General features: G+C 46.9%; 11 protein-coding genes and 1 other RNA gene. 1 reads left to right on the top strand and 11 read right to left on the bottom strand.

Annotated features, from left to right (window positions below; genetic code table 11):
- Nucleotides 1-78 precede the first annotated feature (78 nt).
- From ffs to rpoE, 9 genes are all read right to left on the bottom strand, one after another.
- Nucleotides 79-346: signal recognition particle sRNA large type (gene ffs / locus ACX9NY_RS23035), an RNA gene on the bottom strand.
- 151 nt (nucleotides 347-497) lie between these two features.
- Nucleotides 498-695 (bottom strand): 50S ribosomal protein L31, encoded by a 198-nt coding sequence (rpmE, locus tag ACX9NY_RS23040; protein ID WP_056698168.1) that lies wholly within the window; start codon nucleotides 693-695, stop codon nucleotides 498-500.
- A 102-nt stretch (nucleotides 696-797) separates the two neighbouring features.
- Nucleotides 798-2,072 carry a radical SAM family protein gene (locus ACX9NY_RS23045; protein ID WP_339238988.1) on the bottom strand — a complete coding sequence of 425 codons (1,275 nt, stop codon included), beginning with the start codon at nucleotides 2,070-2,072 and terminating at the stop codon, nucleotides 798-800.
- Between the two features lie 97 nt (nucleotides 2,073-2,169).
- Nucleotides 2,170-3,495: a transcription termination factor Rho gene (gene rho, locus ACX9NY_RS23050; protein ID WP_472475288.1), complete on the bottom strand. Its 1,326-nt coding sequence runs from the start codon at nucleotides 3,493-3,495 to the stop codon at nucleotides 2,170-2,172.
- Nucleotides 3,496-3,964: 469 nt separating this feature from the next.
- A complete protein-coding gene (locus tag ACX9NY_RS23055; protein WP_339238987.1) occupies nucleotides 3,965-5,218 on the bottom strand; it encodes a UDP-N-acetylglucosamine 1-carboxyvinyltransferase in 1,254 nt (417 codons plus the stop codon).
- Nucleotides 5,219-5,365: 147 nt separating this feature from the next.
- Nucleotides 5,366-6,220, bottom strand: a complete 855-nt coding sequence (gene fba / locus ACX9NY_RS23060) for a class II fructose-1,6-bisphosphate aldolase (RefSeq protein ID WP_091039193.1) — start codon at nucleotides 6,218-6,220, stop codon at nucleotides 5,366-5,368.
- 261 nt (nucleotides 6,221-6,481) lie between these two features.
- The gene (locus ACX9NY_RS23065) at nucleotides 6,482-6,868 is read right to left on the bottom strand and encodes a response regulator (protein WP_339238986.1); all 387 of its coding nucleotides are present in this window, start codon (nucleotides 6,866-6,868) and stop codon (nucleotides 6,482-6,484) included.
- Nucleotides 6,869-7,097: 229 nt separating this feature from the next.
- Complete coding sequence (locus ACX9NY_RS23070) at nucleotides 7,098-8,702, bottom strand: CTP synthase (RefSeq protein WP_339238984.1); 1,605 nt, start codon at nucleotides 8,700-8,702, stop codon at nucleotides 7,098-7,100.
- Between the two features lie 453 nt (nucleotides 8,703-9,155).
- Nucleotides 9,156-9,725, bottom strand: coding sequence for a DNA-directed RNA polymerase subunit delta (gene rpoE, locus ACX9NY_RS23075; RefSeq protein ID WP_062838121.1), 570 nt, complete (start codon nucleotides 9,723-9,725; stop codon nucleotides 9,156-9,158).
- 461 nt (nucleotides 9,726-10,186) lie between these two features.
- Between rpoE and ACX9NY_RS23080 the strand changes: the two genes are divergently transcribed.
- Nucleotides 10,187-11,341 carry a S8 family peptidase gene (locus ACX9NY_RS23080; RefSeq protein ID WP_472475292.1) on the top strand — a complete coding sequence of 385 codons (1,155 nt, stop codon included), beginning with the start codon at nucleotides 10,187-10,189 and terminating at the stop codon, nucleotides 11,339-11,341.
- 285 nt (nucleotides 11,342-11,626) lie between these two features.
- Here the strand turns inward: ACX9NY_RS23080 and argS are convergent, their stop codons facing one another.
- The gene (argS, locus tag ACX9NY_RS23085) at nucleotides 11,627-13,306 is read right to left on the bottom strand and encodes an arginine--tRNA ligase (protein WP_339238982.1); all 1,680 of its coding nucleotides are present in this window, start codon (nucleotides 13,304-13,306) and stop codon (nucleotides 11,627-11,629) included.
- Entirely contained in the window at nucleotides 13,303-13,728 is a 426-nt protein-coding gene (locus ACX9NY_RS23090; RefSeq protein WP_339238980.1) for a YwiB family protein, read from the bottom strand. Before ACX9NY_RS23090 ends, argS begins: the two co-directional genes overlap by 4 nt.
- Nucleotides 13,729-13,852 lie beyond the last annotated feature (124 nt).

Raw genomic sequence — 13,852 nt, forward strand, 5'->3', positions numbered from 1 at the left:
ATGCGTGGTTTTTTAAGACATATCAAAAAGACCCCTGCATACATACAACTGCAAAGGTCTCTACATTTAAATGGTAAGCCGTGCACCTGCTATCGATATTTGCGATCCAAGTGGCACCCCTGAACAATAGCTCGGGCTAGGCAACCCTCCGGCACAAGAGTGATCTCACTTATGGCTGCTTCCTTCCGGACCTGACCAGGTTCATGAGTACTCATTGCGGAGGACCCAACCGTCAACACCACGTTTAGGGACCAAACCTCACATCGGCAAAACCTCTAGCAGGAATTCAACCTCGCTATAGCGGATTGCGAGTTACAGGGCACCGCTACCTCCCCATCTAGCACGGTAAGAAATAGTATAACGTAAGGTCATCCAAATTGCAACTAGAGGAAAGGAAAGCAGAAGCAACTATGCTTACATATAACATATAAAAACCCCTGCCAGATCAGCAGGGGTGTGTTGGATGCAATTAGCAGACAACTCCAAGAATTGTCCTATTAGATTCCGTATTTCTTCTTGAAACGATCAACACGGCCGCCAGCATCGATAAACTTCTGTTTACCTGTGAAGAACGGGTGGCACGCGGAGCAAATCTCTACACGAAGTCCGTCTTTAACCGAACCTGTCTCAAAAGTATTCCCGCAAGCGCAAGATACTTGACCAATCGTGTATTTAGGATGAATTGCTTCTTTCATTACCTTTCACCTCTTTCCGCCCTGAGCCTCAAGCGGACCCAGAGTAAATGGCACAACTCTGAGATTATAACACGGCCTTGTGCCTGTTGCAATCCATTATTGTTAAGAGGTAATCAACCGTTTGGGACGTGCCATTCCAGCTGGTGGAACATGGGTATACGATCCGATCACAACATCAGGCAACTCGTCTTCAAAGATCTCAATCATCTGCTTCATGCCCAAGATATCTCCTTGAGCAGGAGGGATTAATTCCAGATAACTCTCCGGATCAATATTGAGGTTACGCATCTGAATCAAGCGTAGATCGGTTCTTCTCGCAAACTCAATCATCGCCTCAATCTCTTCTTCACGATCCGTTACACCCGGGAAGATCAAATAGTTAATCGAGGTGTATACACCCTGCTGCGCCGCATATTTCATCGACTTTTCAACATTGGCTAAGGTATAACCACGTGGTTTATAGTAGGCGTTATAATGGTCATCCAGTGCGCTGATTGTACTTACGCGCATCAGATCCAATCCAGCATCCACAATACCTCTAATATGATCGTTCAGACCGGCATTGGTATTAATGTTGATATACCCCATGTCCGTTACAGAACGCACTTCGCGAATCGCTTCAATAATCAACTTGGCCTGCGTGGAAGGCTCCCCTTCACAACCTTGTCCAAAGCTAATGATGGACTCTGGCGTCTTCAGGTGTTCCAGCATAACCTCCACAATCTCATCCACACGTGGTCGGAAGTTCATACGTGTCTGCGGGGAAACAAAGCCGCTATCATCCGGTTGCTCGGAGATACACCCGAAACAACCTGCATTGCAAGAATAGGATACTGGCACTCCACCTTCCCAACGATTCAGGAACGTGTTCGATGAAGTCAGACATTCATATCCAAGCGCACAGTTGGATAGATGGGTGTAGAGACGGTTCTCGGGGTATTGCTCTGTCAATCGTTTAACGCCAGAACGCACATCGTCACGGTCACAGTTGAGCGGATTCCACTTGTCAGGACTATCCGACTTCGAAGCGGTGACATAAAAACCGCCATCTTTCCAGACTACTGCGGAATAACCAAACAACGGCAACTTATACTCCTTATCCGTCTTCACATATCCAGGGAGACACAAACGAGTAAATCCTTGCGGAAGCAAAGCACCTACAGCCTGTGTGTCCGTTGGCATTGGCAGCATCTCACCAGTGTCCGGATCCATACCAATGGGCCGGGTGCTCGGGAGTCCAACCAACGTCGCACCCTCTGGCAAAGGGATAAGTTCGTCTTCCATAATCTCCACGATCATATCTCCACTGCGGGCAAGCCCGTACAGGGAAGGATGATCAAATACATTACCTTTTTCATCTGCGTATACTAAATACATGATGTTCTCCTCACATCTAATGGGTTAAACCTAACGACGGGTATATTGTAACATTCACAGCAGTGCTGCAAAAAGAAAATGATTAGTCGAACGACACTTACGTCGATGTACCTGACGTAGCTGTCTGTCTAGATGAGCGACGGGTAGTTGTTGTCCCGGAATTGCTTGTCGGGCTATTACCAGCCGAATCAAATGCCGCCAAAAACTCTGCATTTGTCTTGCTGTTACGAAGTTTCTTCAGGAATCCTTCGACAAAGTCATGGGAATCATTCATGTTTTTACGAATCGCCCAGATTGTATCCAACTCTTCCTTGCTAAGCAATACTTCTTCACGACGTGTGCCTGAACGACGAATGTCGATTGCCGGGAATATGCGGCGCTCTGCCAGACGACGGTCCAGATGAAGCTCCATATTACCTGTACCCTTAAATTCTTCATAAATGACGTCATCCATACGCGATCCGGTATCAATCAATGCAGTTGCCAGGATGGTCAAGCTTCCGCCTTCTTCCACATTCCGGGCAGAACCGAAGAAACGTTTCGGACGATGAAATGCAGCCGGATCAATACCACCACTAAGTGTACGACCGGATGGTGGAATAACCAGGTTATATGCACGGGCAAGACGCGTAATGCTATCCAGCAGGATAACAACATCCTTTTTGGCCTCGACGAGACGAAGCGCACGCTCAAGTACCAATTCCGCCACTTTAATATGATTCTCAGGCAGTTCATCAAATGTCGAAGCCACAACTTCCCCTTTTACCGAACGCGACATATCCGTTACTTCCTCTGGACGTTCATCAATCAACAGGACAAACAGTTCAATTTCAGGATTGTTAGTTGAGATGCTGTTGGCAATTTCTTTGAGGAGAAGCGTTTTACCCGCTTTGGGAGGTGCTACGATCAATCCGCGCTGTCCCAATCCTACCGGGGCGAGCACATCCATAATTCGTGTGGACAAATGGTTGGGGGATGTTTCGAGAACCAGCTTTTTCTGCGGATACAGTGGGGTTAGTGCCGGGAAGTGAAGTCGCTCTGCAGCCGCCGATGGATTCTCACCATTTACAGCGTTGACTTGTAACAAACCGAAGTATCTCTCGTTTTCCTTAGGCGTTCTACATTTACCTGATACGAGGTCACCTGTTCTTAGGTCAAACTTGCGAATCTGAGAAGCTGAGATGTAGATGTCTTCCGTACTTGGCAAGTAGTTAATCGGCCGAAGAAATCCGTATCCTTCAGGTAAAATCTCGAGTACGCCTTGCATGAACATCAGACCGCTCTGTTCGGCTTGTGCGCGCAGTATAGCAAAGATTAATTCTTTCTTTTTTAACGTACCATAGTAAGGTATCTGATATTTTTTGGCCAGTTTGTAGAGGTCCGTTAGTTTCATTTCTTCCAAATCGGAAATTTGTAGATCCATATAATAACCACCTATTCAATTAATAAGTCCGTGTGAAATGGATAGTTTCGCTAGATGTTCCGGCTATAGAGCGCAGCATCTGCCACAATCTCTTCTGTCCATTGTACGGAATGTAACCGTTATAATGCAAATACTTGTCTTTGAGTGTAAGTTTCCGGGTGGGATGGCCAACATTCGGCATGATCCGCTATTGAGTGAACGATGCATTGAGGCGATCAATCCGGATAGACCGGCTATGGAGCGCAGTTCAAACAAAACCGGGGGTTGGGGATGAGAAATGATGTTCTTACAGCCATATGAAGTTTAATTCAAAAAAAGACCCTCCGGTAAAGGAAACAGTAACATTTCGTCTTATGCCGGAGAGACTGAGAACTCTATTAAAACAGGTTTACCTAATCACCGAAAAGATATGCAGTTCAGTTAAAATAAACATGTGTAGGACTGAATCATGCATCATGCTTCCTATTAATTAATCCGTTTCCCGCCATACATCTGCACCGAGCAAACGAAGATTAGTCACCAGATGATCATAACCACGGTCAATATATTCAACCCCAGTTACTTCAGTCACACCTTCACTGACGGTGAGACCTGCAATCACCAGCGCTGCACCAGCGCGAAGATCGGATGCTTTTACTTTGGCCGCGTTTAATGCACTGCCTTCAATAATCGCTGACCGTCCTTCTACTCGAATCTTTGCGCCCATCCGTACCAACTCAGGCACATGCTTGAACCGATTGCTGTATACAAAGTCGCTCAGGACACTTACACCGGTTGCCTGTGTTAATACACTGGTCATTGGTGACTGAAGATCCGTCGGAAAACCAGGATACACCAGCGCCTTCACGTCAACATGATTATAGTTCGGTTTGCCAATAACACGTATACTTTCATCCAATTCCTCAATGCCAACACCCATCTCCAACAGCTTTGCCGTTAAAGCTTCCAGATGTTTGGGAATCACATTGTCAATCAGAACATCTCCACGCGTCGCCGCTGCAGCGATCATATACGTTCCCGCTTGTATACGGTCCGGAATGATGGAATGACGGCAGCCTTTCAGCTCCGAGACCCCTTCAATACGGATCGTTTCGGTACCTGCACCCTTGATGCTGGCACCCATGGAATTCAGAAGTGTTGCTACATCTATAATCTCAGGCTCTTTAGCCGCGTTTTCGATAATTGTAGAGCCTTTGGCACGAGTAGCCGCCAGCATAATATTAATGGTTGCGCCCACACTGCTTACATCAAGATAAATTTTTGCGCCGCGAAGCTCTTTGGCATGCAAATGAATGGAGCCATGTTCGTTCGTTACGGTTGCGCCAAGCGCTTCAAAACCTTTGATATGTTGATCAATTGGACGAGGCTCAAAATTACAGCCCCCTGGTAAACCTATCGTTGCTTCTTTGAAACGTCCCAGTAATGCACCCATCATATAATACGAAGCGCGAAGCTTCTTCACGGGACCATTCGGCATAGGAATGGATTTGATCTCAGAAGGGTCAATTTTCATCTGACTGCCTTCCCAAGTTACACGTGCTCCGAGTTCCTCCAAAATTTCTGCATAAACCGCCACATCACTCAAAAGCGGCAGGTTGTCCAACACGACTTCTGACTCGGCAAGCAATGCTGCAGGAATAAGCGCAATGGCGCTGTTCTTGGCGCCGCTTATAGTTACAGTTCCCTGTAACGGACGTCCGCCACTAATCATCAATTTTTCCATAAAGCTTAATGTCCCCCTACGTGTTTTGCAGCCGATGAACGGCAATACGTGCTGTTGGCTTCCGATGTAGAAATAAGGTGTGAAAATGGAAAGACACCGGCTAGGCGGTGTTCTTCCATTTCACAGTATGGAACTGGCAAAGATAAATTACGCTTTGTTGTTGGAACCAAACTCGCGGATTTTACCTTTAACGGTTTCTTTGATTGCATCACGGCCTGGTACGATGAATGTACGTGGATCGTAAGCATCTGGTTTAGCTGCAAGCACTTCACGAACCACTTTCGAGAAAGCAATTTGGTTCTCTGTGTTTACGTTAATTTTGGATGTACCCAGGGAAATGGCTTTGTCGATGTCGTGTTTAGGAATACCTGTACCACCGTGCAATACGAGTGGAACTTGTACCGCGTCACGAACTTCTTCCATCTCTTTGAAGCCCAGGTTAGGCTCGCCATGGTAAGGACCGTGTACGGAACCAAGAGCCGGTGCCAATGTGTCGATACCTGTTTCTTTAACGATACGGATACACTCGTTCAGGTCAGCGTACATGATTCCGCCGATAACGTCGTCTTCTTGTCCGCCTACAGTACCTACTTCAGCTTCTACAGAAACGCCTTTAGCGTGTGCATATTCAACAACTTTTTTAGTCATTTCGATATTTTCATCGATAGAGTGGTGGGAACCGTCGATCATAACGGATGTAAATCCAGCATCGATCGCTTCTTTACACTTGTCGAAGCTTGAACCGTGGTCCAAGTGGATCGCAACTGGTACGGAGATTTTCATGTCGTGAATGAGTCCTTCTACCATTTTAACTACAGTGTAGAAGCCGCCCATGTGACGTGCTGCGCCTTCGGATACACCCAGGATTACTGGGGATTTTTCTTCTTCAGCTGCACCAAGAATCGCTTGAGTCCACTCAAGGTTATTGATGTTGTATTGACCAACTGCATATTTTCCTTCAAGTGCTTTGTTCAACATGTCTGTCATAGATACTAATGGCATGGTTTCAATCCTCCTAGGGGTTTGGGTTGTGTCTATGGTTTTTAGCCGAAATCACATACGGCCTTATTATACCACATCCCATGTCAAATACTAAACAAGCATTTGCAAAAATGCTGTGCTTTGCAGCACAGTTTTCATAGACACCGCTTTATAACTTACCCATTTCCAATATTCCCCGGATAAAGCGGTGAAATACCCCATTCTCCCCACCAAGTACCATCTATATTGTCCGCATACAAAAAAATCCTGTATCAACAGGATTCAACTGCATTTATTGACAGTACCATTGCGAAGCTGCATATTCACAGCCACTCGCATCTCGTCGATATCAAACGGTTTCGTGAAGTGCATGAGCGCTCCGAGATCCGTGGCTTCCTTAATCATGTCCAGTTCACCATAAGCGGTCATCATGATCACTTTGATCCCCGGATCAATTTCTTTAATATGCTTCAGGATTTCCAGACCGTCCATCCCGGGAATCTTCATATCGAGCAATACCAGGTCAGGCTTGTCATTATTTACAATCTCCAGAGCAACCTTGCCGTTGGGTGCTTGAAAGGTGTTATACCCTTCACTGCTGAACACTTCCATTAATAGGATTCGGATTCCGTTCTGGTCATCAACAATCAAAACTTTTTTATCTTCCACTCTGTAACCCCCTAGAATTAGGAAAGCATATACGTCTTCGAATCTGGATAACTATCCCATAGTCGTCATGATAAGTATTCTACCTCTTCCATTAAAATCCTGCTACTTTCACAAAATGACAAAAAGCATTTCAGCCTGCTTTTTACGCAAAAAAAAGGGATGTTCACGGCAACCTCTGCGGTTGCCATGAACATCCTCCAATATCTATTACGTCAACGCTAAAACATGATTATTTCTTTGCATTCTCCAATGAAGCTTTCACGAATTCACGGAACAATGGTTGCGGACGATTCGGACGGGAAGTGAATTCCGGATGGAATTGTACCGCCAGGAACCATGGGTGTCCTGGAAGTTCCACGATCTCAACCAGACGTCCATCCGGGGACGTACCCGAGATAACCAGTCCTGCTTTTTCGATCGCTTCACGGTATTCGTTGTTGAACTCATACCGGTGACGGTGTCTCTCATACACCAGCTCGTCATCATAACAAGCCATCGCCAAAGAACCTTCTTGAAGCTTACAAGGATACAGACCCAGACGCATCGTACCACCCAGATTTTCGATATCTTTTTGCTCAGGCAACAGATCGATTACAGGGAATTCGGTAGCCGGATTAATCTCGGAGCTGTTCGCACCATTCAAACCAACAATGGAACGTGCATATTCAATAACGGAAACCTGCATACCCAGGCAAATACCGAAGAACGGAATTTGTTTCTCACGAGCATAACGGATTGCCGATACTTTACCTTCAATACCACGATCTCCGAATCCGCCAGGAACAAGGATACCGCCAATACCATGTAACAGGTCGCCTACATTCTCATCCGTAATATCTTCAGAAGGAACCCAGCGAATTTTCACATCCGCATTCGATGCGAATCCAGCATGAGACAACGACTCAACAACACTCAGGTATGCATCGTGCAACGCTACATACTTACCAACAATAGCGATCTCAACCGTATGCTCCAACTTGTTGATCCGGTCAACCAGCCCTTCCCACTCGCTCATATCCGGTGCAGGAGTAGTCAGTTTCAGGTGATTTACCACAATCTCATCCAAGCCTTCTTCACGCAGGTTCAAAGGCACTTGATACAAGGTGTCTGCATCGCGACATTCAACCACGGCATTCTCATCAATGTCGCAGAAGAGAGCGATCTTGGCTTTCATGTCGTCAGACAATTCATACTCCGTACGGCAGACAATCACATTCGGTTGAATACCGATACTGCGCAGTTCCTTAACACTATGCTGTGTTGGTTTTGTTTTCACTTCACCCGCTGCTTTGATATAAGGAATAAGTGTTACGTGAATGTACATCACATTGTCGCGACCTACATCACTCTTGATCTGACGAATGGCTTCCAAGAAAGGCAAACTCTCAATGTCGCCCACTGTTCCGCCAATTTCCGTAATAACCACATCTGAACCAGCTTCACGTCCAGCGCGGAATACACGCTCTTTGATCTCGTTCGTAATGTGTGGAATAACTTGTACCGTTCCGCCCAGATATTCCCCGCGTCGCTCTTTGCTGATGACGGAAGAGTATACTTTACCAGTCGTGACGTTGCTGTTTTTGGAGAGATTGATATCAATAAAACGTTCATAGTGGCCAAGGTCCAGATCCGTTTCCGCGCCATCATCCGTTACAAAAACCTCGCCGTGCTGATAAGGGCTCATTGTCCCCGGGTCGATGTTGATATACGGATCAAATTTCTGGATCGTTACTTTAAGCCCTCTGTTTTTCAGCAATCTGCCCAGCGAAGCAGCTGTAATCCCTTTGCCCAGGGAGGACACAACTCCGCCCGTCACGAAAATATACTTTGTCACTGTTATTACCCTCCTAATATAAGTACAGAAATTCAGGCGATATATGGTATTATCGTAACCTGTTTCCCAGGTAATCATCGTTAAAAAGAGCAATGGCAGAAATTCCCTGCATCTGCGAACTGCTCTTTCTGCGAAGACGGTTTAAATACACGTTGTTTTACAGCAAAAAATGGTGCAAATATTCCGGTAGCCTTCATTTCATTTGGTGTTTTTGATATACAAAAACGGGCCACGAAATGTTGGCCGGGAGCATACGGAAAGGAAATTATTTTGCAAAATTATGCCTCTAAAAATACAAAAAAAAGTACTCCCGCAGGACGGGGCACCTTCTATAAAAAACATAAATATATTGTCGCTCATTCATAAGCCCATGCAATAGTTTACCCGTTACCCCGTCTGCTGTCAAGGCTGACTATTCCGGGGAAACGGGTAAATTATAGACGTCAAAAATGACTACCGATTATCAGAATCGTCGTCAAATTCATCCTCGTTTTCAGACTCTTCTTCGTCTTCTTCGAGGTCTTCATCTTCCAGATCGTCATCTTCGACCAGCACTTCTTCTTCGCTGTCTTCTTCATCAAAGATGTCATCTTCGTCTTCATCTTCTTCGTCTTCATCTTCGTCTTTATCCGTGCTGTCGAAGTCTTCATCGCTGTTATAGCTATCTTCTTCTTCACCGAAGTCTTCATCTTCCAGATCATCATCTTCATCGTTGATGATACGCGGACGCTTCGCACCCGTCATGGAATCTTCTGTTCCAGCTACCGGATACCAGCGCTTCAAGCCCCACAGACTTGTACCGACACAAGCAAAACGGCCATCGATATTAATCTCGGTATATAGCTGGGCGATAAACTCGTTGATTTCTTCATCAGTCATTCCGCGCTGCTTCGCTACCTCATTCATCAAGTCACGATAGTAATACGGCGTATTAGCCGCTTTCAGCACCATAAAGGCAAGGTCCACCAAAGGGATCTCTTTTACCTTTTCTTTATCAATTTTCAAATTGAGCGAGGTACTCACTGCAGACACTTCCTCTCACACAAAATTCACTTTTTAACCCCTACGAACTGGACTGTTACGTATAACATATCCATTAACAAACCTAAGTAAAACCTATTTAGCGTTAAAAAGCAAGTTTTTATGTACGGATGTGACGCAAATACGGAGAGCAGCTCCAATCTGTCCAATATATTCAACGCGATACGACATTAAACTCATACGTGTCCTTCATTGCAAAAGAGACAACTCCATAATAAAAAAGACGGAGTCCCCTCCGCCTTTTGACTGTATACCCTTGAAGGATTTCTCCTCACCAGGTTCCCCGCAAGAGCCCTCTAGCTCTCCATCCATCATATGTCCCTGCGCCCGTTTTGACACGAAGTGAATGTGTTTTTATAAAAAAAGGGCAAGTTCCCCATGCGGCGGGATGAGCGCATTCATAGAATACCTCAGCATGTTCATCCCGAAGGGGGCTGCCCATTATGGACTATACTGGTTTATTGCATCAATTAATTGACGGAATGAGACGCCCTGAACCAGAACAGGGAGGGCGATATTTGATCCGATTTGCCAAACCGCAGCAGTACGAGGCCTGCCTCGTGGAATTATCCCGAATGCGGAATGAATTTACCAACCTTGGGGCCGTCCGCTCCTCGCGACTAGCTCGTTCCATTATCGCTACAGTACAACGCCCGGAGGATTTATACCGCTATGGGGATGAGATTACGATTGAAGAAGACATCCCCATCTCCCTTCACGCCACCGCACTCCACAGCAAACCGAGCAATGCCCAAGGCATACCCTGGGGAGTGAAGCAGATTCGGGCACCCAAAGTATGGTCTGTATCTACCGGGCACCGGATCAAAATCGGTGTAATTGATACAGGTGCTGATTATCACCATCCTGATCTTCGATATTCCCTGGCACGCGGAATCAATCTGTTAAACCGCAGCCTGCTTCCTCATGATGATAATGGACACGGCACCCACATTGCGGGGACCATCGCCGCAGCCAACAGCACCGCAGGCATGATTGGTGTAGCTCCACGGTCCCTGATCTATCCCGTGAAGGCATTCGACCACAACGGATCGGCTTATGTATCCGACATTGTGCTTGGCATCGATTGGTGTGTGCGTAACAGGGTCGATATCATCAACATGAGCTTTGGCATGAAAACACGCAGCAAGGCACTGCTTGATGTTGTCAATCGTGCGTACCATGCCGGAATTGTCATTGTTGCTTCGTCAGGAAACGATGGCAAACGACGCAGCATTGATTATCCAGCACGTTATCCGCAGACCATATCCGTCGGAGCAACTGACAAAAACAGACGTATTGCTTCCTTCAGCAATCGTGGCGCATATGTGGATGTCTATGCACCTGGTGATAAAATTGTCTCCTCATGGGTGCAAGGCAAGCATCACGAGATGAGCGGCACTTCCATGGCAACCTCGCATGTGAGCGGTGCTATCGCCTTGCTGCTTGCTAAGCATCCGGGATTATCCCCCAGTGAAATCAAGACCCTCGTCAAACGTGCTACGATCCCACTGCGAGCCCGCAAGACTACCACAGCGAAAACCAAAATACGTGGCGGTGAGATTGACGCCCTGAAGCTAATGCAGGAGGGCGAAGAGTGAGTAGGCTATGCTAACCATTAGCAGAACTCGTTTGATTGATGTTTGGCGAATCACAGTAACCCACCCCCGACTTGAATGTGCGAAGAGATCTTGCTTGCGGCTGAATCCTCAAGTGGCACCCGCTGTGATGTCTGGGGAGGCTAGCGTATCTTAGATAGGGAAATTCGTTTTCTTCAGCTCTGGGTACAAAACAAAAAAAGTCTCCATGTACCACGTTGAAGACACAACGCGGACATGGAGACTTTTTGCTTGAGGCGGAGCGGCGGCAGGCCGCAAGCCTGGAATTTACATTTTATCTGGTGCGCTTACGCCTACCAGACGAAGCGCCGTTGCAATAACGGTACGCACAGCACCGATCAGTGCAAGACGTGCCTGAGTTTGCTGCGCATCTTCCGTAATGACACGTTCTGCACGGTAGTAGCTGTGGAACAGGGAGGCCAGCTCGTATACATAACGGATGATACGATGAGGCGCATATCCTGTTGCAGCTGCCGAGATTTCTTCAGGCAGTTCTCCCATTTTGCGAAGAAGGTCATACTCGTGCTCTGTTGTCAGCTTGGACAGGTCGATCTGTGCCAGTGGCAGCAGTTCAATACCTTGTTCTTCAGCCTGACGGTATACGCTACATACACGTGCATGCGCATATTGTACATAAAATACCGGATTTTCATTGGATGTCGAAATTGCAAGGTCCATGTCAAAGTCCAGGTGGGAGTCCATGCTGCGCATCGTGAAGAAATAACGGATGGCATCAATACCCACTTCATCCATCAGATCTTCCATCGTTACAGCTTTACCTGTACGTTTGGACATTTTCACTTTCTCGCCGTTCTGGAACAAGCTCACCATCTGTGCAATCAAAACGACCAGTTTCTCAGGGTCATTGCCCAGTGCTTGCATCGCAGCTTTCATCCGGGGGATATAACCATGGTGATCCGCACCCCAGATGTTGATCATCGTGTCGTATCCACGCGCATATTTGTCTCGGTGATAAGCAATATCTGGCGTCAGGTAAGTATACGTGCCATCGTTCTTGATTAACACACGTTCTTTGTCGTCACCGTATTGCATCGTTTTCAGCCAAGTTGCTCCATCTTGCTCATAGATCTCATTGCGGTCACGCAATTCATCAAGCACTCGCAGAACTTCTCCGTTGTCATACAGGGAGGTCTCGCTGAACCAGATGTCAAAGTTAACACGGAAGCGATTCAAGTCACGTTTGATCTTGTCCAGTTCCTTCTCCAGTCCAAAGTCACGGAAATAAGCTGCACGGTCACCCGGGTGCATGGACAGCAATTCATCACCCTTTTCAGCAACGAGTTGCTTGGCAAATCCTTTAATATCTTCACCGTGATAACCATCTTCAGGCATCTCAGCATCCTGACCCAGCTCTTGCAGATAACGAGCTTCAATGGAACGAGCCAGATTAAACACCTGATTACCTGCATCATTAATGTAGTATTCACGGGTTACTTCATATCCAGCGTAGTCAAGGATGTTACATAGAGCATCACCTACAGCCGCTCCACGGGCATGACCCAGATGCAGACTGCCTGTCGGGTTGGCACTGACGAACTCCATCTCGACTTTGCGCCCTTCTCCGATGCTAATTCTTCCGTAGTCTTTGCCCTGCTCCTGCACAAGCGCAAGTACTGGATAAAGGTAACTCTTGTCCAACTTAAAGTTAATGAATCCTGGACCGGCAATCTCAGCCTTCTCGATTCCTGCTTCAGCCAGATTCAGATTGGCAATGATCTCTTCAGCAATCTGGCGCGGATTGCGCTTGGCAATCTTGGTCAGCTGCATGGCAGCATTGGTAGCCAGGTCCCCGTGTGTCTTCTCACGCGGTACTTCCAATGTAATGGCTGGCAATTCTTCCTGTGTAACAATTCCGGCCGCCACAATGGCGTTGCCGATGGCCGTGCTTACCCGTTCGTTAATCGTATCTAGTGGATTACGTGTCATGAAATTGGTTCCTCCTGTATATGCAAACTAATCGCGAAATGTCCGGATTCTTCATCAAAGCGGTAAAAGTCGTAGCTCCACGCTGCGCGTGCGCTCAATCCCTGAATGGAAAGTTCCAGCTTCTGTGTATGCGTGGACAGGGCAAACGACATGTATGGTGATCGGTAGAAACCAGGAAGCTTCCGATTCAATTCAAAAGTCTGCTCCGATTCCACTTCACCATGACGTATAATCTTGATGGATTGTCCACCCAGCTTCAATGTGGTACGAGTTGTGCCTCCCTCGGGTCCAACCTCCGGTTCTTCATAACGAACATAAAGAACAGACCCTTTCAACACGGCTTCACCCTGCATTTCCTGCAGCACATCTTCACCTTCATAACGGCTGTGCAGCCGGATGTGTACCGGTCGCATGTTCGACATGAATGTTAACCTCCATTATATTCGAGGCGACGCAAAATCAGGCACGGCCGGTGAGAACAGCCCTTCCCGTATTGTTGTGTCGCTATACGCGCTCATATTCCCGGATAGCTCGCTATCCTACACT

The organism is Paenibacillus sp. CB74 (genome assembly GCF_055687625.1).